The sequence below is a fragment of the Vibrio sp. 10N.247.311.51 genome, assembly GCF_041467855.1.
Lineage (GTDB): Bacteria > Pseudomonadota > Gammaproteobacteria > Enterobacterales > Vibrionaceae > Vibrio > Vibrio coralliirubri.
Genome location: NZ_JBFSVK010000004.1, coordinates 201,713 through 224,629, shown reverse-complemented (window position 1 = coordinate 224,629; position 22,917 = coordinate 201,713). Strand labels below are relative to the sequence as shown.

27 protein-coding genes and 1 pseudogene are annotated in these 22,917 nt (G+C 43.1%); 9 read left to right on the top strand and 19 right to left on the bottom strand.

Annotated elements, in window-relative coordinates:
- Position 1 precedes the first annotated feature (1 nt).
- A complete protein-coding gene (locus tag AB6E85_RS06120) occupies positions 2–1,135 on the bottom strand; it encodes a hypothetical protein (protein WP_372141866.1) in 1,134 nt (377 codons plus the stop codon).
- Between the two features lie 246 nt (positions 1,136–1,381).
- Between AB6E85_RS06120 and AB6E85_RS06115 the strand changes: the two genes are divergently transcribed.
- Positions 1,382–2,440, top strand: a complete 1,059-nt coding sequence (locus AB6E85_RS06115; protein WP_372141864.1) for a LacI family DNA-binding transcriptional regulator — start codon at positions 1,382–1,384, stop codon at positions 2,438–2,440.
- Positions 2,441–2,623: 183 nt separating this feature from the next.
- Here AB6E85_RS06115 and AB6E85_RS06110 read toward each other — a convergent pair whose 3' ends face one another.
- The 3 genes from AB6E85_RS06110 to AB6E85_RS06100 all read right to left on the bottom strand — a co-directional run bounded on the left by AB6E85_RS06110 (position 2,624) and on the right by AB6E85_RS06100 (position 4,891).
- Complete coding sequence (locus AB6E85_RS06110) at positions 2,624–2,842, bottom strand: hypothetical protein (protein ID WP_372141863.1); 219 nt, start codon at positions 2,840–2,842, stop codon at positions 2,624–2,626.
- A gap of 27 nt (positions 2,843–2,869) precedes the next feature.
- Positions 2,870–4,132, bottom strand: coding sequence for a hypothetical protein (locus AB6E85_RS06105; RefSeq protein WP_372141861.1), 1,263 nt, complete (start codon positions 4,130–4,132; stop codon positions 2,870–2,872).
- A 93-nt stretch (positions 4,133–4,225) separates the two neighbouring features.
- The gene (locus AB6E85_RS06100; protein WP_372141860.1) at positions 4,226–4,891 is read right to left on the bottom strand and encodes a hypothetical protein; all 666 of its coding nucleotides are present in this window, start codon (positions 4,889–4,891) and stop codon (positions 4,226–4,228) included.
- Positions 4,892–5,526: 635 nt separating this feature from the next.
- Here AB6E85_RS06100 and AB6E85_RS06095 point away from each other — a divergent pair.
- Positions 5,527–6,693: an oligogalacturonate lyase family protein gene (locus AB6E85_RS06095; RefSeq protein ID WP_372141859.1), complete on the top strand. Its 1,167-nt coding sequence runs from the start codon at positions 5,527–5,529 to the stop codon at positions 6,691–6,693.
- A gap of 218 nt (positions 6,694–6,911) precedes the next feature.
- Here AB6E85_RS06095 and radC read toward each other — a convergent pair whose 3' ends face one another.
- Complete coding sequence (radC, locus tag AB6E85_RS06090) at positions 6,912–7,397, bottom strand: DNA repair protein RadC (protein ID WP_372141857.1); 486 nt, start codon at positions 7,395–7,397, stop codon at positions 6,912–6,914.
- A gap of 196 nt (positions 7,398–7,593) precedes the next feature.
- Between radC and AB6E85_RS06085 the strand changes: the two genes are divergently transcribed.
- Positions 7,594–7,779: a hypothetical protein gene (locus tag AB6E85_RS06085; RefSeq protein WP_155413397.1), complete on the top strand. Its 186-nt coding sequence runs from the start codon at positions 7,594–7,596 to the stop codon at positions 7,777–7,779.
- Positions 7,780–7,800: 21 nt separating this feature from the next.
- Here the strand turns inward: AB6E85_RS06085 and AB6E85_RS06080 are convergent, their stop codons facing one another.
- From AB6E85_RS06080 to AB6E85_RS06065, 4 genes are all read right to left on the bottom strand, one after another.
- Positions 7,801–8,067 carry a hypothetical protein gene (locus tag AB6E85_RS06080; RefSeq protein WP_372141856.1) on the bottom strand — a complete coding sequence of 89 codons (267 nt, stop codon included), beginning with the start codon at positions 8,065–8,067 and terminating at the stop codon, positions 7,801–7,803.
- Between the two features lie 8 nt (positions 8,068–8,075).
- A complete protein-coding gene (locus tag AB6E85_RS06075; RefSeq protein WP_371987490.1) occupies positions 8,076–8,585 on the bottom strand; it encodes a hypothetical protein in 510 nt (169 codons plus the stop codon).
- A 492-nt stretch (positions 8,586–9,077) separates the two neighbouring features.
- Positions 9,078–9,377: a hypothetical protein gene (locus AB6E85_RS06070; protein ID WP_048657768.1), complete on the bottom strand. Its 300-nt coding sequence runs from the start codon at positions 9,375–9,377 to the stop codon at positions 9,078–9,080.
- A gap of 16 nt (positions 9,378–9,393) precedes the next feature.
- Positions 9,394–10,167 carry a ParA family protein gene (locus AB6E85_RS06065; protein ID WP_048657767.1) on the bottom strand — a complete coding sequence of 258 codons (774 nt, stop codon included), beginning with the start codon at positions 10,165–10,167 and terminating at the stop codon, positions 9,394–9,396.
- Between the two features lie 224 nt (positions 10,168–10,391).
- Here AB6E85_RS06065 and AB6E85_RS06060 point away from each other — a divergent pair, with 224 nt between their 5' ends.
- Entirely contained in the window at positions 10,392–10,655 is a 264-nt protein-coding gene (locus AB6E85_RS06060) for a hypothetical protein (protein WP_372141854.1), read from the top strand.
- Positions 10,580–11,152, top strand: a complete 573-nt coding sequence (locus AB6E85_RS06055; RefSeq protein WP_048657766.1) for a DUF2913 family protein — start codon at positions 10,580–10,582, stop codon at positions 11,150–11,152. Before AB6E85_RS06060 ends, AB6E85_RS06055 begins: the two co-directional genes overlap by 76 nt.
- Positions 11,153–11,163: 11 nt before the next feature.
- Here the strand turns inward: AB6E85_RS06055 and AB6E85_RS06050 are convergent, their stop codons facing one another.
- From AB6E85_RS06050 to AB6E85_RS06030, 5 genes are all read right to left on the bottom strand, one after another.
- Positions 11,164–11,400: a hypothetical protein gene (locus AB6E85_RS06050; protein ID WP_372141853.1), complete on the bottom strand. Its 237-nt coding sequence runs from the start codon at positions 11,398–11,400 to the stop codon at positions 11,164–11,166.
- A gap of 173 nt (positions 11,401–11,573) precedes the next feature.
- Positions 11,574–12,740 carry a replication initiation protein gene (locus AB6E85_RS06045; protein ID WP_372141851.1) on the bottom strand — a complete coding sequence of 389 codons (1,167 nt, stop codon included), beginning with the start codon at positions 12,738–12,740 and terminating at the stop codon, positions 11,574–11,576.
- Entirely contained in the window at positions 12,737–13,054 is a 318-nt protein-coding gene (locus AB6E85_RS06040; RefSeq protein ID WP_048657763.1) for a hypothetical protein, read from the bottom strand. Before AB6E85_RS06040 ends, AB6E85_RS06045 begins: the two co-directional genes overlap by 4 nt.
- Before the next feature lie 335 nt (positions 13,055–13,389).
- The gene (locus AB6E85_RS06035) at positions 13,390–13,938 is read right to left on the bottom strand and encodes a phage regulatory CII family protein (RefSeq protein ID WP_048657762.1); all 549 of its coding nucleotides are present in this window, start codon (positions 13,936–13,938) and stop codon (positions 13,390–13,392) included.
- Positions 13,939–14,053: 115 nt separating this feature from the next.
- The gene (locus AB6E85_RS06030) at positions 14,054–14,266 is read right to left on the bottom strand and encodes a hypothetical protein (RefSeq protein WP_048657761.1); all 213 of its coding nucleotides are present in this window, start codon (positions 14,264–14,266) and stop codon (positions 14,054–14,056) included.
- Between the two features lie 90 nt (positions 14,267–14,356).
- Here AB6E85_RS06030 and AB6E85_RS06025 point away from each other — a divergent pair, with 90 nt between their 5' ends.
- Positions 14,357–14,983, top strand: coding sequence for a phage repressor protein CI (locus AB6E85_RS06025; protein WP_048657760.1), 627 nt, complete (start codon positions 14,357–14,359; stop codon positions 14,981–14,983).
- Between the two features lie 234 nt (positions 14,984–15,217).
- Here the strand turns inward: AB6E85_RS06025 and AB6E85_RS06020 are convergent, their stop codons facing one another.
- A complete protein-coding gene (locus tag AB6E85_RS06020; RefSeq protein ID WP_048657759.1) occupies positions 15,218–15,598 on the bottom strand; it encodes a hypothetical protein in 381 nt (126 codons plus the stop codon).
- A 133-nt stretch (positions 15,599–15,731) separates the two neighbouring features.
- Here AB6E85_RS06020 and AB6E85_RS06015 point away from each other — a divergent pair, with 133 nt between their 5' ends.
- Complete coding sequence (locus AB6E85_RS06015; RefSeq protein ID WP_048657773.1) at positions 15,732–16,769, top strand: tyrosine-type recombinase/integrase; 1,038 nt, start codon at positions 15,732–15,734, stop codon at positions 16,767–16,769.
- A gap of 110 nt (positions 16,770–16,879) precedes the next feature.
- On the opposite strand, the pseudogene AB6E85_RS06010 reads toward AB6E85_RS06015, so the two are convergent.
- The 3 genes and pseudogenes from AB6E85_RS06010 to AB6E85_RS06000 form a co-directional block, all read right to left on the bottom strand.
- Positions 16,880–17,020 (bottom strand): annotated as a pseudogene (locus tag AB6E85_RS06010) (L-threonine 3-dehydrogenase); the annotation flags it as partial.
- A gap of 117 nt (positions 17,021–17,137) precedes the next feature.
- Entirely contained in the window at positions 17,138–18,169 is a 1,032-nt protein-coding gene (gene tdh, locus AB6E85_RS06005) for an L-threonine 3-dehydrogenase (RefSeq protein WP_017059546.1), read from the bottom strand.
- A 110-nt stretch (positions 18,170–18,279) separates the two neighbouring features.
- A complete protein-coding gene (locus AB6E85_RS06000; protein WP_017064793.1) occupies positions 18,280–19,473 on the bottom strand; it encodes a glycine C-acetyltransferase in 1,194 nt (397 codons plus the stop codon).
- A gap of 455 nt (positions 19,474–19,928) precedes the next feature.
- Here AB6E85_RS06000 and AB6E85_RS05995 point away from each other — a divergent pair, with 455 nt between their 5' ends.
- Both AB6E85_RS05995 and AB6E85_RS05990 read left to right on the top strand, forming a co-directional pair.
- Positions 19,929–20,861: a LysR substrate-binding domain-containing protein gene (locus AB6E85_RS05995; protein ID WP_372141850.1), complete on the top strand. Its 933-nt coding sequence runs from the start codon at positions 19,929–19,931 to the stop codon at positions 20,859–20,861.
- A complete protein-coding gene (locus AB6E85_RS05990) occupies positions 20,861–21,244 on the top strand; it encodes a VOC family protein (RefSeq protein WP_372141849.1) in 384 nt (127 codons plus the stop codon). Before AB6E85_RS05995 ends, AB6E85_RS05990 begins: the two co-directional genes overlap by 1 nt.
- 74 nt (positions 21,245–21,318) lie before the next feature.
- On the opposite strand, the gene AB6E85_RS05985 is transcribed toward AB6E85_RS05990, so the two are convergent.
- Positions 21,319–22,854, bottom strand: a complete 1,536-nt coding sequence (locus AB6E85_RS05985; protein ID WP_372141848.1) for a PepSY-associated TM helix domain-containing protein — start codon at positions 22,852–22,854, stop codon at positions 21,319–21,321.
- Positions 22,855–22,917: the final 63 nt, after the last annotated feature.

Below are 22,917 nucleotides of genomic sequence, written 5' to 3'. Positions count from 1 at the left end.
CCTAATTCCAAAAAAACTGTTTGTGGCCTAGAGAGCGCATTACTGCTTCAAAATAGTAATAATCACCATAAGGAAGCATGCCATCAGCAAAATGCTGGGTACTCTCATCTTTAGCGAGTTTCACAAATGAAGCCGCACCAGAAAGCAGACCTTGAGCATGAGGAATCTCAGTCAGATCATGCTGAGCTCTTAGTGCGTTCAACATTTTGTCAGCAAACTCGCGGTAATAAGATGCAGACTCTGTCACACTAAATTTGTCAAAGGCAGACGCCAAGATGTACAGACCTGAAATGGTCACTGATGCCGCCGAAGTATCTTTGTACTGCATGTCTTCTGAAGGAATGGAGTAATCCCAAACAGGAATATAATCTTCACCGATTTGATCGATCACATAATCCGCAAGCTTCGCGCTTGTTTCTGCATACTTAGGGTCATTTAAGGTTTCAGCGAGTTGTGCGAAGCCATGAATGGCCCAAGCTTGACCGCGACTCCAACACGACTCATCGCTGTATCCCTGTACGGTTTTGCCTTGTTTTGGCTGGTTGGTGCATGGGTCAAAATCAAAAGAGTGATAGGTGCTGTAGTCTTCACGGACTAAATACTTAAACGAGGTCTCGGCTTGCTGTATGGCCACCTCTTTAAATGATTCGATGTTTGTTTCACTGTGCGCCCAAAGCAGCAAGCCCAAGTTCTGCATGCAATCAATGATGATTTTACCTTGGACAAACTCGGCGTGCCCCGGGTTGTCAGGCTGTGCATTCCAGGCAGGAAGATATCGACCATTCCAGTTAAAGCGGTTACGTAAGGCTTCTGCTGCGCGAAGTGCCTGCTCTCTTGCGGGTTTTGAACCGGTCAATTTGTAGTCTGCGACCGCTGTCAGGCTATAAAGAAAGCCCATGTCGTGGTCAATCCAAAGGGGGGTCCCTAACACTTTTTCAAAATGAGCCGTTCTCATTCGCGCACTATTCTTGAACTTACTCTCACCGGTTAGGCTGTACGCCAACCAAAGTTGCCCAGCCCAAAAAGAATCCGTCCAGTAATACTCATCTGGGTAAACCCAGTCGTAGTCCGGTGCACCCTTGCCAATCATTGGGTTTCTATTCCCAATTCGAGATAAGTTTCTATCAACTGACATTAATATGTCTTTTTGTATTTGTTCAAATGCTGTTGTTTTTCTCATCGCTGACGTTGCTCACTTAATTGTCCAACTTGAGAGCGATTATGAAGTAATTATTACGCCTCTTCCGTGAACAGAATCACAATTGAGAAATATCCCTCAATTGTGAAATATTTCACAATTGAGGATTATTTGATTTAATCCCTTGAACACATAGAGGAATACTTTATATTAGGTGGAAGAAACTTTGATTTGAGGTTCAAAATGAAGAAGGTAACAATTACAGACCTAGCTGATCGAACAGGGATTTCTCGAAGTACAATCTCTCGCGTGTTGAATAACAACGCGAGGGTGAACCCAGAAATTAAAAATAAGGTCGACAAAGCGATAGATGAGTTGGGATACGATCGAAAGACTTCAGGTGTGAAATATTCTATGCCTATCAAGTCCGTAACGATCGCTACAACGGTCAGTCTTCAGGCACCAGACCAGTTCTACTCAGCAATGATAGGGGAGTTTCAAAATCACTTTGCGCACATGGGATTGAAAGCGCAACTCATCATACTGAGCTCAGAAATGTCAGATCAAGAGATCGTAGACAAGTTGTCGTCTGCTGAATGCGTACTGATGTTAGGGCCAGAACTGCCACATATTGCCAAAGAAATTTCAGCCAGAAAAATTCCTGTGGTATTGGTCAATGGTTTTGATGCCGAGATGAAAATCTCAAGCGTCTCATTAGACTATGAGTTAGGTGGAGAATTGGCGGCCCGTCACCTGCTATCAATGGGACACAAGAAAATTGCGATGCTGACGGCGTCGACTCGTCCATCAATACGAAAACGCACCTACGGCTTTGAGCGCATGCTCAAGGAAGAGAATTGTGAGCAGGTCACGATTATCGACATTCTTGAGTATTGCTCTCAAAACAACCGTGATGAGTTACGCAATCAGATCTTCAATGGAACGGCCGGCGCGGACTTTGGCGCAAGTAAAGTCATTGGCGACATTCTAGACCGAGACCTTTTTAATGGCTCAACCGCAATATTTTGTGTGTGTGATCATACGGCCATATCTTTAATCAATGAGTTAGAGAAAAGAAACATCTCAGTACCACAGGATATCTCTATTCTTGGTTTTGATAACCTTTCTATTGCTGACATGATTGCACCGAAACTCAGTTCAATCGGTTCTAACCATACAGATACCGCTCACGTCGCCATACAGCTGCTTATTCAAGATCTGAACGAATCAAATTTATTAGCTAAGCGATTAAACCTTGGTGTCGAGTTGTTTTCGAGAGAGTCGGTATCAGATATTTCTTAGCGGGTTCAACTGCAAATAACATGAGTTCGTTATTAGTGATATATGCCAATTTCCCAATAAAGAATACAAATGAGTTATTGTTCTAGCTTGAAAATCAAGTAAGCCTGTCAGTTCTGATAGCATCGTGCGTTAAGCGCTGACAGGTCAATTCCATACAAATCCAATGGCGGTTACCAAGGTCGATTAAAGTATTCCGTCGCTGTCGTAAAAGCGCATCATACCTGCAATAGGAGTATCGTCACGGTCTTCCAAGATCCCACTTATCAAGTACAGTAATGAGGCTGGATAAATGGCTTTGCAATCATCTTCCTTTTCAAGCTCGTCGGTCATAGTGAACATTCTGAACTTTTTGAAAACTACTTGGTTGTTGATCAAAGACATCACCGCTCGTTCTACTGTCACAGCCAGGGCAATAAAGGTAATAACGTATTAATTCATTGATAAACCAAGCTTATCGAAAAAGGCTTTATTGCGCTCTTTTGCAGTGTTAACTAAGCGGTCAAATGAAATAACTTCGATGTAAGCTTTAAAACCTTTATTGTAACCAAAGTAACCTAAATGGTCATGAGTGACTTGTAGGTCGAGCATTTTACATCTCTTAAGGAGTGATGGAGTCAGGTCTGCAATAACATAGCAGTAACCCGGGATATCACTTGCATTTGGAATAGGACGACCTTGAGGAGTTTTCGTTTCACCTTCTCGAACTCGCTCGAGATAACCAAGAGCTTGCTCTATTGGATCTTTATCTTCCCCTGCTTTGGCATCATTACGCATAGGACGTTTGATTTCGACCACAGTGATTGAAGCAAGTGGCATCGACTTCTTATCTGATACCAACATCGGATTATTGTAAATATTCATCGCCAGTAAATCAGGCTCTTTACCGCTAGCCGTTTCAACAATAGGCATCTTAGATAATGGCTTATCAGAGGATAAATAATTGTGGAACGCAAGACGCTCATCAACTAACCACAAGTTACAAGAATCTAAGAACACTTCACTAGAATCTTTCCTCATCGGCATGATTAGTTCATGGATGATCTCTTCTTTCGCATACTTCCCATCGGAAGTACGTTCGATAGACTTCTCTAGTAAATCAATGATGACTTTACGGTGAGAGACATAATTAGCTAAGTCAGATTTCTTCAAGTCTTCTACTTTTTGTAGGTAACTCTGAATACGCTCTTCATACTCTTCGGCTTGCTCGTTGCGTTTAGGCTTCATAATCTGCTGACCTTCACATAGCAACTGGCGCTCTACAGAGTACCATTGCTCATGAAGATGCAACTCAACATCTCTATCTGACTTCTCAGGATCTATAATTAGGTCTTTGTCTTCCATATAACTTGTTATCGGACGATAACGAGGGGCATAAGTTGCAATATACTCATCGACCCTACGCTTACCCGCAGAAATATTCTTTTCTAGAACCTCTCCAAGGTAAACCTGTGCTCGTTTTAAGACCTCTTCTCGAATCGTCTTTAGAGAAAGTTCTTGGTCAGCAAAGAGGCCATCAAAGCTTTCTGCGATCTCAAAAGACGTTCTTTCCGCACGAACGTTATCATCCAAAAACTTTGACGATACGTAACACGTATATACAAATTCTCCTGAATCATCAGAGATCTTTTGATAAAGCCCTGGAAGTTTCCCTTGAATCCCTTCTTCTTTTACTAAACGGTTAGCAGCACACAAAGACAGCTGGTGCTTCTTGTTTACCGAGGCTCTAAACCTAATATGTGTAAGTTCAAATGCTTCACCAAGAATATCAATCTGCTCATGCGCGGCTTAGGAGTGCATGTGAGCCTCAAATAATTGGTACAGACTTACCGTTTCTAAACCATCTTCTACATAAACCTGAGGGACACCACACTCACGAACAAAATACCACAGGCAGTGCTCTAGTAAGGCATTAGCAATTGCTTCAATACCAGAAGGAACCGCTTTTCTATAAGCTTTATCAAAGTCATTCAGTGTAATGACAGAGCCGGTACTTCCCTGCTCTGATAATGTGACGTTATCACCATGCACACCATGGCTGCTATTAAACGTAAAGTCCCGATGACTAAATTTTCCTTCGTTAGAGAAGACACTAGAGACAAGAACTTGGTCAAAAGCCTTAAGCCATAAGAGCCTCCCAACGCCACGGCATCCTTTGTCTATCTTATGGTCAGAGTCCAACGTTTGGAAAGAATCGAAATTTACGTCATTAAACCCACAGCCATTATCTGTAACTTTGAATCCAAGAATAGGTGCACAAGAAGCCCCACCGATATCCATTTCCCCTTGAGGTTCTCGGAGAATAGTTAGAACAATTCTCCCTTGGTCAGTGTTGCCTTTCTCTTCAATAGAGTGAATAGAGTTTACAACTGCTTCAAACACTGGCATCAAGCCATGATTTCTCGGCAAAGAAGTATTTCTAAGTCGACCTCTAAGATTGGTGTGTAAGCTCATCGCAAGCCTCCTAGACCTATAACTGGTTTTATTTATACTAGATTAATGGCGTATGATATTGCACAAATGGGAAAAGATTAAGTTAGAATATTATGTTTTGAGCCATGCTCCGATCCTTTCTGGCGTATGTTGCCGCCTGCCCAATATTAATGCTTATAGGCACTTCCCTGATAACCTCTTCAACAATAATTTTTTCTTATCTCAAATAGCTTAGTCACGTGGCCTGTCATCTTGTATGTGTATGTGAACCTGATCTCAACCAGACGCTCTATCCTAAACGAACGGTACCAGAAATTTTGTGGCGACAAATTGGCGACAGAATTTCCCTAAATACAAATTCATATGTTTTTATATACAGTTGTTTTTTTGTATAACCTATTGATATTCTTCTAACACCTTGAAATACAAGACCGTCGTTTAGTTCGGTTAAGTTCTTATCCCTAATCCATTGTGGGGACGTCTATTATTCCTTGCCTGTGCGGGTGCAGTATTTGCCGTTGGTTATGGTTTGAAGAAAAGTGCTCAATTAACCAATGAAGAGCAACAAGCCGAAATTTCTATTCGTTAGTTATCATTGTTAAGTTTGGCTGCTAGGGTAACTAGCAGCCTTTTATAAAAGTTCGTAGGAGAAAAATATGTCCAAAGGTAATGTTATTCAGCTAGGTTTTGAAACTTTTGTTGATAGCGATACCCAAGTAAAGGTAACGCGATTGACACCCAAAGAGATCACTTGTCATCGTAATTACTTTTATCAGAAATGCTTTACCAAGGATGGTACAAAGCTCCTATTCGCTGGTGATTTCGATGGAAACCGAAACTACTACTTACTTGATTTAGACACTAAAAAAGCTACACAGTTAACAGAAGGTTCTGGGGACAACACGTTCGGAGGCTTTATTTCGGAGGATGATCGCGCCTTCTTCTACGTTAAAAATGAACTTCACCTGATGAAGGTTGACTTGGAAACGCTCACTGAAACAGTTATTTATACGGTTGAAGAAGAGTGGAAAGGGTACGGTACTTGGGTTGCAAACTCTGACTGCACGAAACTGGTTGGTATTGAAATTCTCAAGGCTGATTGGAAGCCGTTGACTGATTGGAAAAAATTCCAAGATTTCTATCATACAGAGCCAACGTGTCGACTAATCAAAGTAGACATCGAAACAGGTGCTCTAGAGGTTGTGCACCAAGAAGATGCTTGGTTAGGTCACCCTATCTACCGTCCATTGGATGACTCAACAATTGGCTTCTGTCATGAAGGACCGCATGATCTGGTTGATGCACGTATGTGGCTAGTGAATGAAGATGGTTCTAATGTTCGTAAAATAAAAGAACATGAGGAAGGCGAGTCTTGTACTCACGAATTCTGGATTCCTGATGGTAGTGCGATGGCTTACGTTTCTTATTTCAAAGGCCAAACAGACAGAGTTATCTATAAAGCGAATCCTGAAACGCTTGAGAATGAAGAAGTGATGGTTATGCCCCCTTGCTCTCACTTAATGAGTAACTTTGATGGCTCTTTAATGGTAGGGGACGGCTGTGATGCACCAATAGATGTAGCCGATAGTGAGGGTTACAATATTGAAAATGATCCATTCTTATATGTTCTGAACACCAAGAAAAAGTCATTTGCCAAGTTAGTTAAGCATAACTCATCTTGGGAAGTTTTGGATGGAGATCGTCAGATTACCCATCCACATCCGTCGTTTACTCCAAATGATGATGGCGTGTTATTTACGAGTGATTTCGAAGGCGTGCCGGCTATCTATATTGCTGATGTTCCTAAAGAGTATAAGGTATAGTTCAGAACACTTATTAAGTTTCAAAATAGCTAACTGCTAAACGTAGTTATTTTTACTATTGTGGATAAGTTAATTTGGCTACTACGATAGAGGTTTTGCTATACCCCTAGTAATCCGTTAAACGCTAATTTAGTAACCTATATAGCTCACTTTTGTCCAAAAATGTGTTAAAGGGTAGTCTCCTACCCTGTTTCAATCAGCGGCCATAAGCCGCTTTTTTAAATCCAGCCTCGCTCAGAAAAAGACACCACACACTCAAATGAAACCACAAAGTGGTCCAGTACTCGGATATCAACCAATGCCAACGCATCCGTCAGTTGACGAGTAATGCGTCGGTCAGCTTGACTTGGGGTGGCGTCGCCACTTGGGTGGTTTTGATAGAGAATAACCGCACTCGCGTTCGCGGCCAGCGACGCTTTCACGACTTCACGCGGATAGACCGAAGCGGCATTAACGGTACCGTAGAACATCTCTTTGGTGCGCAACACTCGATGTTGATTATCGAGGAAGATAATCCCAAACACTTCAGACTCACAAGCGGCCAAGGACGCTTGGCAGAACGATTTCACCAATTCAGGCGAGGTTAATGGCGTTTGTTCTGAAATAAACAGTTTGGATTTGAGAATGCTTGCGGCCTGGTCAAGGATGCCCTTTTCTTCTGATGTGAATAACGAAACATTTGAGTATTGAACATGTGCTGACATGGTATTTCCTTTCGGTCTTGGTGAGCGTCTGACTGTCCGTACCCAGTTGCAGGTTCTGCAGCGCAAGGGCGAGCAGCGGCGAAGCCTCCCTTGCGTGAGGGTTCTCAAATGGGACGGTTTAAAGGAAGTCGCGACAACAAGCCAAAAGGACAGCCTAAGCCAATATCTCAACCCAAAGTACGTCGCCCAGGTAGAAATGTCCCTTCCCCACCAAGAGAGCGCCCTGCTGGTTACTCGACTTGCGCCACTCGATAACCTTGGCTATTTAGGACAAGACCGAACAGGGCGTTGCTCGTCTAAAAACACGAACCGCTTGAATACCGCAAACAGTTGGAATATCGAAACAAAATTCAGACAGCTTGATGATCTGATGAGTATTTGAGCCGTCACGCATCTGCCGACTTTAGTCGTCATACAGACAAGAGAGTAAAGCCTTAGCCGACTCGCGATGCTCGGAGGTGGTTTCTCTCGTCCTTTCCGTTTTCTTCGCGTAGGCGTAGTCTTCTCGCATCTGCTTAATGGTGGTAGTGTTATCACACACACTGATACTCACCCCCTTCCCTCGGTTGCCTTCCTCTAGTGTTAAAGAGTCGGTGGAGTCAAAGTCGGTCGAATTCACCCAAATCACGTGCAGGGATATGTCAGCGGATACTGTAGAACGCACTTTCATTTGACCCCCTAAGCGCCAAAACGCACATCAAAACAAAATCCTGAGCACTTAAACGTTCCCTCCCCCGTTGTCACAAAGCGCAACGCTGGAAACACAGACCCGTAAGTGGTGTACATAATGATGTGATCCACTCGCTCGTGAAGAAACCATTCACCAAAGCCAGCGCCATTTAATTCGATGAAAAAGTCACGAATTTCATGGAAAGCAAAACGACGCGACACCAATTGCGGAAACTGCTGCTTGATAGCGTCAACGAACCCTTGTTTTTTTAACGCTGTGATATCAGCCTGTTGCTCTGGCGACTGACGACGACTGAACATTTTCAAACGTTGGATTTTGGAAACAAAATCAGACTTTCTTTTCGCCTCATCACGACACTTTTTGACTTGATAGCGCAACTTCAATACCGCCAAAGGACTAGAGATATCATTTTTTGGTGAGCTTTCGTGCCCCAGCGGCGAAACGCTGGTCGATGAATTTGAGTTAGAGAGAGTTGGGGTTGGGTTTTGTTGCGCCATGAGAGTTTCCTTTCTGTTTGAGTATCACTTTTCGGAGCCGCTTGGCGGTCCGCTCTCTCAACATCGTTCTGCTTTGCAAGGGCGCGCAGCGGCGAAGCCTCCCTTGAAAAACAGGTTGTGGGGAGAGACGGTTAACAGCCTGCGAGCCCGAAAATGAGGCGAGTGAAAGAAATCGGCGCATAAGAAAACAAGCCCTTATTCGAACTTATTCAAAGACAGAGAGAACAACGAGGAGGAAACGACAAGACGCTAAGACTCTTAGGGCAGTAAAGCCTAGCCCGCAGGGTGACGCCCAAGGCAACGATAATAATCGTGATAAAGACACGTTTAAAGCGCTTGTCTTTACAAGGAGAGAAGGCTCAGAACAGGTAAAAAACTCCCAAAGTGTCATGTTCATCAGTGTGAGAAGTTGAGTCCGAAGTCGGCTCTATGGCCTCTCTTAAAATATTCAGAGCCTTTAAAATAAACGTGTATTACATGTGTAATACATATTTAGTTCATTTTGTTGATCAACTCGATGAGATCTTCATCATCAATCTTGTCTCGATATAAAGCCAACGCTCGAAACAGTTTCGCTGCAGACACATTTCTCTCTGTCTGCTCTTGCAGACTTGCTACCCAATCAGTGATCCGTTCTTTATCCTTCAATGACATTCTAAGAGTCAGAGGAGGCACTTTATAAGATGTCGTTACTTTCTTTTTAACAGTCGTAATTCCAGTCGGCTTACTTGAACCTTCGTTCTTCTCAGTAGAGAGAGCGGTTATCGCTCCTCGTTTCTTTAACTTGCTCATGTGTATTACCTATGTATTACATTAAATTTAAAAGAAACACAGCGAGTTTACGGTAATCGTTATTCACAAGTGAGCCCGATTTATAAAAGCGCACCGGAGAGGAAACGGCATTAGCTTGTCCGACATGCTCAGAGCGGCGGACAGATACTGGTAACAATTTATCTTGTACTACCTCCAATTCCTCATCAATGAACTCATTAATGATAGTGTTTCTTGAGTCGACCTCATTCCTCAGTATCAGGTAATTACCTTCGTCTTCTTTAATTTCAGATACAGCTTCGAGTAAAGAACTAATGCCGTCTAATGAGAAGGCACCAGAATCAACAGGGATCAAAATAAGGTCTGAGGCCTGGATTGCGTTAAGAGTCGTTAGGGATAGGTTTGGTGGCGTATCAAGAAGAATGAAATCGTAAGTATCACCTAACCTCACCAATTGCTTCTCTAAAATTCGTTCACGATTAATCTTTGTCAGTGATGTTTCGATGACACGTGACAACTGAACATCAGCGGGAACAACATAGAGGTTTTCAATGGAATTCCCATTAAGCTTTGCAGGTTGAATTAAATCGACAATGGACACAACTTTAGGTTTATCAAATAAAGCAGCTACCGTCTCTTCAAACTTAAAATCCCGTTGTCCTGTTAACGTTTTAGAGCAGTTACCCTGAGGATCGAGGTCAATCACTAACACTTTTCGTTTTCGTGCAAGCTCAGCCCCTAAATTGACAAGAGTCGTGGTTTTTCCAACGCCACCTTTTTGGTTCGCAACGCTGATGATTTTAGTCTTCATAACAAACACCTCATGTATTACATGTGTAGTACACAATAAAAAACAAAAGGCGCCCTGTCAATGTATTACATATGTAATACACTTCTTCTATCAACGCCTAAAGTTATCCCTCCGTTACCAATCGATGATATCGAGACAGTAAAAATCCTAAAGAAAGTGACACCAGCAGCGAAAGCACTATCCGCGGAATTCAAATTATTAGGCTCCTCAGCAACCAAAACTTCTTGGTTAAGTTAATCCCAATACTAGAATCAAAGTCGAGTTCTGAAATTGAAAATATTGTGACTACGATGGGTACACGGTTTAAGCATAACAACGAACAACTAGCAAGTTACGTCATTTTGCTTTCAGCCTTAGAGCCTTGCTATTTTCATGATAAGATACCCTCATCAATAAATAATCCATGTGAACAATGTCAGAACATTCATACCATCAACTTCTTAAGTCGACCTTCGAAAACACTCTTCTTCACCTTTACTTCAAAGTAAACATTGCCAGTCACTTTGTTAAAGAAGAGCAACGAAACAAGATCATCACTGACTTCTTGAAGCCAAAAATCAAACAAGCTCGATATAGCCTTATCAAGAAAAAGCTTAAAACGGTTTGTTTGATGAAGAATAAGTTTGGCTCAATCGAAAAACACTTAGAAAGCGTTCTATCTCAATATTCAGCGATAGAAAGTCAAAACGACGTTGATAAATTTTATGCCTTGTTAGAACGCTTTGAGAAGAGCGGATTAGAAACAAAACTTATTGAAGAGACCCCTAAACAGGAAATGGACGTTGTTTATATCGACAGAGCACATATTGATAACTGCTTCGATAATGAAAACCGTCAGATTGCACCTATTTCGCTGTTTATACATACGAATGAATTAGACAGGTTCACTCAGTGTTTAGTGACCCAGCCTTATTTCACATTTGAGTTGTGCCAAAGAAGTGAAGAGTTGAAGAACTATCACTATCAAGTTCATCCAATTAGCTAACACAACCAAATCTAAAAAGCAGGGCACTTCCAACCCATATCAAGATGTGTTTGACGCGATTTACCAAGTGGTACTACCACCCTTTTCCTTTTATCATCACAATCAAGGGAAATCTTTTGATCTTCGAGCAGTAAGCTGATCAGGTATAAACCTAACGCTGAATGATCTTGACCATTTGTCTTCACCGCCACGGCTTCAACAATGAATTCAATTCCTGTTGACAGTATCTCTGTATCTTTAAAAGACATAACTCCCCCTCTCACATTGCTGTATAAATATACAGCAACATAAAGTATGTAAATCCATATTTGCACGAATTGAGACATTAATCGCATTAAATGGGGTTATGTCGACTCAAACTCATTATTAAATTTACCAAGAGAGCTTATTTTGACCCGATAGTTACTCATTATTATTCAACTCAAGGAAAAGCTGACTCAAGCACCGCCTTCTTCTTACCTAATTCAGACTCCGCCCAGTATAACGTTATAGGGGCAGATATCTGATGAACAGCATAATTACCACGATGCTCTGGCCCATTTTGCCGACTTTCGGATAAAGCAGACTTGACCCATTCAAACAAATAGACGTAACGACTGACGGTCTGGCGACACAGGTCCGCATTACGCGCCACCAACCCAATTGTGAGCTCCTGATTTTTGCGTAACAGAACCTGACATGTGCGGATAATTCGACGAGTGGTCTTCGTCCGACGAAGGTTATGGGTTCTTCTGGCCGCTCTACGCTGCTTTTCCTGCAGACTTAATCCACTATCCAACCTCATCACACCTCGTTGGCAGTCTGACCGAGCACAATATTTATCCCAGGTCCAACGAGAAACACTTTTCACCACCGCCAACACCTCACTGCACTTCAGAGGCGGCTTATCCGCGGTGCCGGTATTTTTGTAATGAGCGAAACTCTCGACACGGCGTTTAAAGTTCGGATAACTGCCCTTTTCTCTTTCTTCGTCGACGATGTCATATGCGTATCGACGAGTGTGTTCGAATAAAGTACAGTTTCGAGAATAAGAGAAATCCATATCTTGACGAAGCCATGGCCGCGTTGTCTCCAGCTCAAGAGAATCCGCTAACTCATTGAGTTCATAGACACTGCGGTGGAGTTCAGTTGTCTGCCACCAAGGATGAAAGGGCGTTTTGGCAACAGGTCCTGAATAACTCAAGTCCGCCTCAAGTCGTAATGCTAAGGCGCGATAAATGGCTTTGAGGTACTGAATGGGTTTGGATCGTGCTTGATCGCTGGTGCAAACCGGCACAATAGCGTAAAAAAGGTGGGCTTTATTACTGGTGCGGTTTCGAACGATTAGATTAGGGGGTGGCAAGCCTTCATCTTGCCAAATATAGGGGTTGGGGACAGATCGATGGTCATGATCGATGTCAAACACCATCCACGCCTGCATATCTTCACGATTAACCTGCATATACGGCCATCTGACCGCATAGTTTCGAGGTCTTATGAGCATCGCGGTTTTATTGTCACTGCACCTCGACAAATAAGGCGCTTCCTCAAGTAGCCGACTCAAACACGAAATGGATGAAGACGCAGCGTATTCAGAATGAGCCGTCATCTCTTCATCCTCAGTGCACCTTGCCCATACTCACCTTTAGAAAAAACAAAGCAAGAGAGATTGTCTTGAGCGTTGAGCGCCGTTACTGAGTCAGTACTATTGACTCTCTCTGACAAGATTCGAGAGCCGGTCAAAGCCATTCCTTTCGAGCTTTCGTAGCCGCCACGGGTGTCAATTTTTATCGAACACCTTTTCGAAGGACAACTGACTGCATCACGCCACTCTTCTTTACCTTTTAAGACTAAATTGGAGACTGCTTTGATACTGGTTTGAATAACTTTACCCTGTACGACCGCAAACACATGATGATTCATAAAGTTGACCTCGGCTAAATAACGCTCACCTTCTGAGAAACCAATAACGCAACTCTGGAAAATTAAAATGCATCAAAGCCAACGTTGTCTGATTCTTTGTATTCGCTTCTCAAGGCCGAATAAACGAATTCGCAGTCGTACTTGTTCAAACACATGGTTCGAACGCCTTAATTGGGTCATTAACCTCGCCTGCTCAACCCATAATGAAGAAAGTTGACGAGCGCATAACTCGCGTCGAATGATCCTGATATACTTAAGGCCTCTACGCTTATCTTCCTCCGTCAATCCATGACCAGACGTTTCAGGACATGACTTATCGCACTGAGTAACAGACATCATTGCTCCGAATTGATGTTTGAAGCAAATAAACCATTAGCGTCTGCCGCCTCCTCTATGGCTTTAAGCAGACAACCACCTTGATTCAGTTTTTCCAGGCTCCTGATGAGTTTTACCTGAATGCTGATACTGGTGTGTGCGGTATGAATAATCTTATGTTTTTGAGTGCGAGTTAGGCGATGATTTCCTGCATACTCCAACGCCATTCGAGACAATTCACCCGAATAGAGCGAGTTCTCTAATGCGCTTTGAACAAAGGTGTCTTCCGTGCTATCAGATGCTATATGAGCGGTGACCACTCCCAACCCAAGAAGCAAGCTGTTTACGATGGTATGATTGCCACTCACTTTGGCGAGAGTGATGGCTTCAACACAACTCAGGACATGAGGCTGCTCAGGATTAAGTTTATTCCGCAGCATGGTCGGACTCATCCCTATGGCCTCTGCTAGCCTAGCCATATTCTCTGACCTAGCGAACACGCAACACGCCTCATTAAAGGCCCCTTGTTTTGTGCTAGAAAATTCGCCTATTGAGTCAATTTCGTTCATAACCAATACTCACTTGAAGACAAACGAGACGACAACGAAACTCAAACCAAGAATGTTTACCCCCAAACGGACAAAACTCTTTGGTCGAAATAAGGGAAGATAAACGCATGAGCGACTACCCCATTCTCTCCATCGTTTCACGCGTTGCCATTTCTAGCAGCATGACCATATTAATTAACGGGGTTTCTTTTCCTTTTGCTTTGGTTTTAATGGGTAAGCGACCATCTTTAACCCAATCTATGATTGTGCGCTTTGGCATACCGGAGAATTGAGAGTATTGATCGTACGTCATGAAAGGCGTATTTAGGACTACTTGATATGAGAGCATAATGATATCCTGTCTAGTCATTTATGTTTAATTTCGAAATGACGAGTTGCACCTCACCGTTTCGATCTCAATTGCGATTATTGATCACATATGAATAACAAGCAACTTAAAATAGACCAAATATCGTATTTGGGAGGGAAAGATATTATCAAGAAATTGATAGATATCACGAATTCAGACCGTCAACAGGATGTTGCAGACGTGTTTGGCATCCCAAAATCAACAATCGCGACTTGGCGACAACGAAATCTAACTCCATTCGAGATTGCAGTAAGAACTCATTTGAGCACAGGCGTCTCACTTGAATGGTTACTTCTCGATAAAGGCGACCCGTATCCTAAAACACCAACTCAAAAGCACATTAATAAGAAGAACGAATCGAAGACTCTCTTCGATATAGACTGCTTCTCTATTGATGACGGTAAATTGGTTGGGAAAGGGATACTTGCATTCGATAAAGCTCTCCTAGACGAGCTTGGCGTTATTAATGTGATGGCAATTAAAGATGGCACTACTACGTTCCTTATAAATAAAGAATCCCATCAAGCAGTAAGCGGTACGTACCTAGTAGATATGGATGGGCTGTTGTCTCTAAATGAAATTCAACGTTTACCAGGCAAAAAACTAGCTATCAGCTTTAACGGTTCGACTCTAACAGTCGAAGAAGATGAAGTAAGGGTTGTAGGTAGAGTTGCGTTAGTAATGGAAAAGCGTTAACTGTTGCACTCATCTGTTTAAGAGCACTCGCAACTAATTTGATTAATAGCGTCACCGATACTTAACAGCCTATTATCACCCAGGCCTCGGGGTGTAGCACTAACACTTTCGCATACAAACAAAAAAGGCTGCCTTATAGTAGCCTTCTTCTTTGGCTCAGTGTTGCTCGTTGTGCAACCTCTAAGTGGTCCTGAAACATTTTTGGGCAAGAATGCGCTGGTTGAACGTCTAACATTAAAACAACCCGAACACATTGTTCTTCCCGTCTTGTTCAAGGCCTCTAATCTGATGGTGCTTTGGTTCTCCACCAAACAATAAAATATACAACTTCCGGTCTTGGTACGTCCCCACTACATAGTGGTCTTTTTGTATGACGTACTCGACAGTTTCGGCTTCCTCATCGGTGCACAGATATTTAATATCAACCAGCTTCACCCATTTCAAACCGATCACATTCTCTGCTTCTATAAACCCACCAAATGGCGCAGTAAAACGATTACCTAACTTCAAAAGCGCATCAATCATCCCTTGGTTCTTCTTACTTATCCCAATTGGACCATCGCTGTTAATTTTGAAATGGCTGTATCCAGAAGTCACATGAATTGATTGGTACATAGCAAAAACCTATTAACTTTCTTAGCACTTTGAGATAGGTGCCCAGCCTGTGCTTTTTGTCCTAAATAAAACATTGTTCTACGTTCCAGCCCAACTTACACTGTTTTTATATACAGTTATATTAGGCTTTATTATGTCTGTCCGCAATTTAAAAGATGGTTCTACCAAACCTTGGATCTGCGAATGTTACCCAAACGGGCGAACGGGGAAGCGTGTTCGTAAGAAATTTGCGACTAAAGGCGAAGCCAAGGCTTTTGAGCTTCACACAATGAGAGAAATTGACGATAAGCCATGGATGGGTATTAAACCGGATCACCGTAGAATGAGCGAGCTGTTAGACACTTGGTGGAGCATACACGGTCATACGTTGAAATCAGGTAAACAAGCTCGGGAGCTAATAGCCAAAACAATTGAAGGATTAGGTAACCCGATTGCCTATCACCTTAAAGAACGAGACTACTTAGACTATCGTGCAGCACGAATACCTTACCGTGGCAAAAATAAATCTATTGAGATTTCACCAACAACACATAACATGGAATTGATTTACCTAAAGGGGATGTTCAAGAAACTGATTAAGTACAATCAATGGAAATACCCCAATCCGCTTGAAGCTATCGAGACAATCAAAACCAGTGAGAAGAATCTGGCATATCTAACCAAGCCACAAATTGAAGAGTTCTTGGTTAACCTGAAGAATTGCAACCGAGTTATTACAGTCTCGATCCCACAACTTATTGTAATCTCTAAGATTTGCTTGGCCACCGGAGCTCGTATAAGTGAAGCTCTGACTCTTACCCGCTCACAGGTATCTGAATTCAAACTGACTTACACCGAGACAAAAGGTAAGAGAAATCGAAGTGTGCCCATCTCACCTGCTTTATATCAAGAGATCTTAGATATCGCAGTGAGCAACCATGAAATTTTCAACACTACTTACAAGGATGCCTGGCGCTACATTAAAAGAGCTCTACCTGGCCACGTTCCGAGTGGACAAGCGACGCATGTTTTACGGCATACTTTTGCTTCGCATTTTATGATGAACAAAGGGGATATTTTGGTGTTACAGCGTATTCTTGGACACACTAAAATTGAGCAGACAATGGCGTATTCCCATTTTGCACCAGAACATTTGATACAAGCTGTACACCTCAATCCATTAGAGAATTAATGGCGACAAAGTGGCGGCAGACACTGTAATCGACCGTTATTTATCGGTTTTATTCGTAAAAAAGGCGACAGTTTTCACTGTCGCCTTTGCTATTTAGAGCCTAATTTTTTCTATTCCCAATCAAGGATAACCTTGCCAGAAAGCCCACTACGCATAGCATCGAAGCCAGCTTGGAAATCATCAATTTTAAAGTGATGAGTAATGATTGGTAATAGGTCTAACCCTGATTGAATCAAACTTGCCACTATATACAAAAACAAATATAACCACTAAATATCAATAGTTTAAATTATTTATCAATTATGAATGGCGATAAAAAAGGCAACAGTTTTACCTGTTGCCTTCTGATATTCAAAACCGGTAGTAACCTACTCCCAGTCTAAAATTACCTTACCAGACATACCAGATCGCATCATGTCGAAGCCTTTCTGGAAGTCGTCCACTTTGTAATGGTGAGTAATGATTGGCGTTAGGTCTAAACCTGACTGAATCAAAGAAGCCATCTTGTACCAAGTTTCGAACATCTCACGACCGTAGATACCTTTGATAACCAAGCCTTTAAAGATTACTTGGTTCCAGTCTACTGCCATATCTGATGGTGGAATACCTAGTAGAGAGATCTTACCGCCGTGGTTCATGTTAGTCAGCATGCTGTTGAACGCAGATGGGTTACCAGACATTTCTAGGCCTACATCGAAGCCTTCAGTCATGCCAAGATCAGACATTACGTCTTCAAGCTTCTCTTCCATCACGTTTACTGCGCGAGTCACACCCATTTTCTTAGCAAGATCTAGGCGGTATTCGTTTACATCAGTGATTACAACGTGACGAGCACCAACGTGCTTAGCAACAGCTGCAGCCATGATACCGATTGGACCAGCGCCAGTAATTAGCACGTCTTCGCCTACTAGGTCGAAAGAAAGTGCTGTGTGTACTGCGTTACCAAACGGGTCAAAGATTGAAGCTAGATCGTCAGAGATTTCTGCAGGGATCTTAAATGCGTTGAACGCAGGGATCACAAGGAACTCAGAGAACGCACCAGTGCGGTTAACACCAACACCTGTTGTGTTACGACAAAGGTGAGTACGGCCGCCACGACAGTTACGACAGTGACCACATGTGATGTGACCTTCGCCAGATACACGGTCGCCGATTTCAAAACCACGAACTTCTTGGCCGATGCCAACCACTTCACCCACGTATTCGTGACCTACTACCATAGGTACTGGGATTGTGTTTTGTGACCACTCATCCCAGTTGTAGATATGTACGTCAGTACCACAAATTGCGGTTTTCTTAATACGGATAAGAAGATCATTATGACCCATTTCAGGTTTTTCAACCTCGGTCATCCAAATGCCTTCTTCAGGCTTAAGCTTAGAAAGTGCTTTAATTTTCATAATGTTACCTAGTTCATCTCGCCTAACTGTAAGGCGAGAATCAAAAATCTATATATTCTACTGGGTGTTGCTCTATCTAATTAAAGGATGCTCGTGGCATCCCTTTAAAATTAGATGATACCCATGTCTTTACCAACTTGAATGAACGCATCGATTGCGCGGTCTAGTTGCTCACGAGAGTGTGCAGCAGACATTTGCGTACGGATACGAGCTTGACCTTTTGGTACTACAGGGAAAGAGAAACCTACAACGTAGATGCCTTTCTCTAGTGCGCGTTCTGCGAATTCAGCCGCTACTTTTGCATCACCAAGCATGATTGGGATGATTGCGTGATCTGCACCGCCCATTGTGAAGCCAGCTTCTTCCATGCGAGTACGGAAGTGAGCAGAGTTTTCCCATAGTTGAGTACGTAGGTCGCCAGATTCCGCAAGAAGATCTAGAACGCGGATAGACGCAGATACGATTGCAGGTGCAACAGAGTTAGAGAATAGGTATGGACGAGAACGCTGACGTAGCCAGTCGATCACTTCTTTCTTACCAGAAGTGTAACCGCCTGAAGCGCCACCCATTGCTTTACCTAACGTACCAGTGATGATATCGATACGGTCTACAACGTTGTGGAACTCGTGAGTACCCGCGCCGTTTTCGCCCATGAAGCCGACAGCGTGAGAGTCATCAACCATAACTAATGCGTCGTACTTGTCTGCAAGGTCACAGATAGCAGGAAGGTTAGCCACTACGCCGTCCATAGAGAACACGCCATCAGTTACGATTAGTGTGTGACGAGCGCCAGCTTCTTTAGCAGCGATAAGTTGCTGCTCTAGCTCTTCCATGTTGTTGTTCGAGTAACGGAAGCGCATTGCTTTACAAAGACGAACGCCATCGATGATAGATGCGTGGTTTAGTGCGTCAGAGATGATTGCGTCTTCTTTACCTAGAATCGTTTCGAATAAACCAGCGTTAGCATCAAAACAAGATGTGTAAAGGATAGTGTCTTCTTTACCTAGGAACGTAGACAGCTTTTGCTCTAGTTCTTTGTGAGAATCTTGAGTACCACAGATGAAACGTACTGAAGCCATACCAAAACCGTGCTGATCCATGCCATCTTTAGCCGCTTCGATAAGAGCTGGGTGGTTAGCAAGACCTAAGTAGTTGTTTGCACAGAAGTTTAGTACTTCTTCACCAGTCGAGATAGAAACCGCTGCTTTTTGTGCAGAAGTAATAATGCGCTCAGACTTGTAAAGACCTTCTTCTTTAACTTCTTCGATTTGAGTTTGAATCTGTTGGTAAAATGCAGAAGACATTGTCTCATTCCTTCCTAGTTATTATTTAGCAGCATCGCGCGCCGCTTTATGTAGGGATGCAAACGATCTCAACACGATCATTTACACTGTAAAACTTATGCCTATATTCTAGTTGAACATCCCCGTTCCGATTATCCCTTTAGTTGGAAAAACATTAATGAATCTCAGGCACGAATAATAGTTCATCCCAGTGACACAGGGCACATTAACGCCCTTCACTTGCTCTTTTAAACGCCAAATCAGCTTTAATTTCCGTCTAATTTCGCTTTCATATCAAATATCAATTTTTCATCTCAGAATGCGCAGCAGCAACGCCGCTATACAGATGAGCTTCAAACACAACAACCTATCAGAGCAATCACGCTAATCAATTAATGAAATTAATTCACAAATCAAAGTAAATCGCTCACAATTGCCATTAAGTTCATCGTTGAAACTAGCCCAACTGGATAATTATGATTAACCCAAAACTCATTGCCCTACTTCCGGACCTCGCCTCGTTCATTTTGGTGGTTAACGAAGGCAGCTTTACAGCTGCAGCAAAACAGTTAGGTGTGACACCGTCAGCCTTGAGTAAGCTCATCACTCGTTTGGAAAAAGCGCTGTCGGTGAAACTGTTTGAGCGTACCACTCGTACCCTTATCATCACGCAAGCGGGTCAATTGGTTTACGATCAGAGCGTGGTGATGATTAACGCAGCGCAACAAGCCGTTGAACTGTCTACCTCAGACCATACCGAACCTGCAGGCTCGATAACGGTAGCGGCGCCTGAAGCCTTCTTGAATTCGGTTTTGCAGCCTTTTATTGTGCCTTTCTTAAATCAGTATCCAGAAATCCAACTTAAGTTAAGAGCGGCTGACGGCGACATCGATATTTTGCGTCAAGGCATCGACATCGCTTTCCGCCTGACCGATAAGCCCGACGAAAGCTTAGTATTGAAAGAGTTAGGCAAAACTAACCTAGTGTTGTGTGCAAGCCCTGAATATTTAGATGCCAAAGGGATTCCTCACCACCCTACCGAACTGTCTGAACACGACTGTTTGTATCTTGCAGAGACAGACAAAGACCACATTTGGGACTTTCTTAAAGATGATGAATTTCATACGGTCCCCGTCAGTGGGCGTTACGCAGTTAACCATTCACAAATGCGACTGAAAGGCGTGAAAGAAGGTCTCGGCGTCGGTATTTTCCATGACTTCGTGATTCAAGATGCGTTGGCTGAAGGCTCCGTGGTACAGGTGTTGGAAGATTGGACCATCAAGAGTAATTACCACGGCGCGATTGCGATGCAGTTTGCTCAAACCAAGTACATGCCCGCTCGATTGCGTGTATTCATTGATTACGCCATGGAGCACTTAGGTGACAAGTTGGCAGGAGAAATAAACTGATGCTGAAAGGAATACACCACGCGGCCATAATCTGTTCAGACTACGACGCGTCGAAACACTTTTACACTGAGATTTTGAAACTTGAGATCATTGCCGAAAACTATCGTGAGGCTCGCCAGTCGTACAAACTTGATTTAGCGCTACCTAATGGTGCTCAGATAGAGCTATTCAGCTTCCCTAACACACCAGAAAGACCTAGCTTTCCAGAAGCCCAAGGGCTGAGACATTTAGCCTTTTGTGTTGATGACGTTCAACAGTTCAAAAGCTATTTGGAAGGACAAGGAATCGACGTCGAACCGATTCGAGTGGATGAGTTTACGGGGAAATCATTTACGTTTTTCGCAGACCCAGACGGCCTGCCGCTAGAGCTTTATCAAATTTGAAGTCTTATTAATAAACAAACACCTTAATAACAAAACAGACCTTCTCAAGTCGAGAAGGTCTGTTTGTGATTCAATTAGCTCAACGCCGTTTTGAACTTCTCAACACGTGAGAACAGTAACCAGTCCAAGAGCATCGCAGCCACAATCGTTGCTCCCGCCAGTGGAAACAGTACCGAAATAACCACCACCGTCACCAAGCCTGCTTTCCAAAGACCAGCATCGCCAAACTTCGGTGGCGTGCCAAGCTTTCTTTGACCTGAAGGTCTGCGCATCCACCACATCACACCGCCAGTCACAGAAACAACAATAAACGCCAAGCAAAACAAGGCATTTAGAAGCTTATTGAGGATGCTGATGTCACCTTGATGCAATGAAATACCCACCGCTAACGTTTTGGCAATGAAGTTATAATCTTGCCATGTCACCTCACCCAGAATACGACCTGAGTATTGGTCGAGGTGCGTGGTACGATCCTGCGTTGGATCGATGATGTCACCGCCCATGGTATTGGCAGCCACGGTGTAAACGCCCGTTTCTGATCGCGGGAAATTGACTTTATATTGCGTAAAACCAAGAGATTGAGCTTTTGCTATCACATCATCAATCGAGAAATTACTCGCAGATAATACATGCTGAGAATGATCCTCGCCCATCTTAGAATGATCATGAGCTTCAGATGCTTCTTCTACTTGGTGGACGTGTTCTGCTGGCTTATCTTGAGACAAAGGCAGTGGCGTTTGCTCTAGGTTCCAAGGCATTTCCTCTTCAGACCCGTGATTTAAAGAAGCATGCGTTTCGTTAGACAGAGGAATGTCGTCCCACATTTGAGCAGGAAAAGTACTCCATGCTTGCACTAGCTTACCGCCCCAAAAACCTGTCCATGATAATCCTGATAGAATAAATAACAGAAGAATGAATGACAGTGTTCCACCGATGTTCGCATGCAGATCACGCATTAAAACACGCGTTCCTGAACCAAATCGAAGCTTAAGAAAACCAGCGCGGCTCGCGTTATCTCTCGGTAACCATAAGTAAATACCACTGATGAGCAACAGAATAGACAAGCTTATTGCGACTTCAATTAGATAATCACCCCAATCACCAATCAACAAAGTACCGTGAATATCATTCGCCAGTTGGTACAGGCTATCGCTACGCGGAATCTCTCCAACCACTTCGCCAGTGTATTGATTCACAGTGGCGAAAACGGAAGTGCCATCTTCAAGTGCTACCGAAAAGCGGTTAGCGAGATCAGGCGCTTTGCTCGGAACAAACTGTGTCACCGAACCTTGTGGGTATTGAAGTTGTACTGCAGCTAACTGTTGTGACACTTTAATCGGCTCGCCCGATGCAACAATCTCGATCGCATCGTGATGAAAAGCCAATTCGATTTCATCATCAAACAGCATCACCAAACCTGTAATGCTCAGCATTAACATAAACGGGATAACGAATAGCCCAGCATAGAAATGCCAGCGCCATGTGAGGAAGTAGAGGGTTTTATTGCGGTCTTTGCTTTTTATATTGGTTTTCGAACCGGTTGTTGCACTGCTTTTAGACTGCGAAGTTGCTTGTGCTTTCGCAGGGGTTTGAGATTCATTTCTCAACATTATAATTTCCTTTGACACACGCAAACATACCTTCTGAAAAATCAGAAAGTAATCTGAGCATGT

Bases quoted from the DNA above. Each gene is read 5' to 3' on its own strand.
- AB6E85_RS06120 (WP_372141866.1), bottom strand. From the start codon at position 1,135: ATGTCAGTTGATAGAAACTTATCTCGAATTGGGAATAGAAACCCAATG.
- AB6E85_RS06115 (WP_372141864.1), top strand. From the start codon at position 1,382: ATGAAGAAGGTAACAATTACAGACCTAGCTGATCGAACAGGGATTTCT.
- AB6E85_RS06100 (WP_372141860.1), bottom strand. From the start codon at position 4,891: ATGAGCTTACACACCAATCTTAGAGGTCGACTTAGAAATACTTCTTTG.
- AB6E85_RS06095 (WP_372141859.1), top strand. From the start codon at position 5,527: ATGTCCAAAGGTAATGTTATTCAGCTAGGTTTTGAAACTTTTGTTGAT.
- radC (WP_372141857.1), bottom strand. From the start codon at position 7,397: ATGTCAGCACATGTTCAATACTCAAATGTTTCGTTATTCACATCAGAA.
- AB6E85_RS06085 (WP_155413397.1), top strand. From the start codon at position 7,594: ATGTCCCTTCCCCACCAAGAGAGCGCCCTGCTGGTTACTCGACTTGCG.
- AB6E85_RS06080 (WP_372141856.1), bottom strand. From the start codon at position 8,067: ATGAAAGTGCGTTCTACAGTATCCGCTGACATATCCCTGCACGTGATT.
- AB6E85_RS06075 (WP_371987490.1), bottom strand. From the start codon at position 8,585: ATGGCGCAACAAAACCCAACCCCAACTCTCTCTAACTCAAATTCATCG.
- AB6E85_RS06070 (WP_048657768.1), bottom strand. From the start codon at position 9,377: ATGAGCAAGTTAAAGAAACGAGGAGCGATAACCGCTCTCTCTACTGAG.
- AB6E85_RS06065 (WP_048657767.1), bottom strand. From the start codon at position 10,167: ATGAAGACTAAAATCATCAGCGTTGCGAACCAAAAAGGTGGCGTTGGA.
- AB6E85_RS06055 (WP_048657766.1), top strand. From the start codon at position 10,580: ATGTCAGAACATTCATACCATCAACTTCTTAAGTCGACCTTCGAAAAC.
- AB6E85_RS06050 (WP_372141853.1), bottom strand. From the start codon at position 11,400: ATGTCTTTTAAAGATACAGAGATACTGTCAACAGGAATTGAATTCATT.
- AB6E85_RS06045 (WP_372141851.1), bottom strand. From the start codon at position 12,740: ATGACGGCTCATTCTGAATACGCTGCGTCTTCATCCATTTCGTGTTTG.
- AB6E85_RS06040 (WP_048657763.1), bottom strand. From the start codon at position 13,054: ATGAATCATCATGTGTTTGCGGTCGTACAGGGTAAAGTTATTCAAACC.
- AB6E85_RS06035 (WP_048657762.1), bottom strand. From the start codon at position 13,938: ATGAACGAAATTGACTCAATAGGCGAATTTTCTAGCACAAAACAAGGG.
- AB6E85_RS06030 (WP_048657761.1), bottom strand. From the start codon at position 14,266: ATGCTCTCATATCAAGTAGTCCTAAATACGCCTTTCATGACGTACGAT.
- AB6E85_RS06025 (WP_048657760.1), top strand. From the start codon at position 14,357: ATGAATAACAAGCAACTTAAAATAGACCAAATATCGTATTTGGGAGGG.
- AB6E85_RS06020 (WP_048657759.1), bottom strand. From the start codon at position 15,598: ATGTACCAATCAATTCATGTGACTTCTGGATACAGCCATTTCAAAATT.
- AB6E85_RS06015 (WP_048657773.1), top strand. From the start codon at position 15,732: ATGTCTGTCCGCAATTTAAAAGATGGTTCTACCAAACCTTGGATCTGC.
- tdh (WP_017059546.1), bottom strand. From the start codon at position 18,169: ATGAAAATTAAAGCACTTTCTAAGCTTAAGCCTGAAGAAGGCATTTGG.
- AB6E85_RS06000 (WP_017064793.1), bottom strand. From the start codon at position 19,473: ATGTCTTCTGCATTTTACCAACAGATTCAAACTCAAATCGAAGAAGTT.
- AB6E85_RS05995 (WP_372141850.1), top strand. From the start codon at position 19,929: ATGATTAACCCAAAACTCATTGCCCTACTTCCGGACCTCGCCTCGTTC.
- AB6E85_RS05990 (WP_372141849.1), top strand. From the start codon at position 20,861: ATGCTGAAAGGAATACACCACGCGGCCATAATCTGTTCAGACTACGAC.
- AB6E85_RS05985 (WP_372141848.1), bottom strand. From the start codon at position 22,854: ATGTTGAGAAATGAATCTCAAACCCCTGCGAAAGCACAAGCAACTTCG.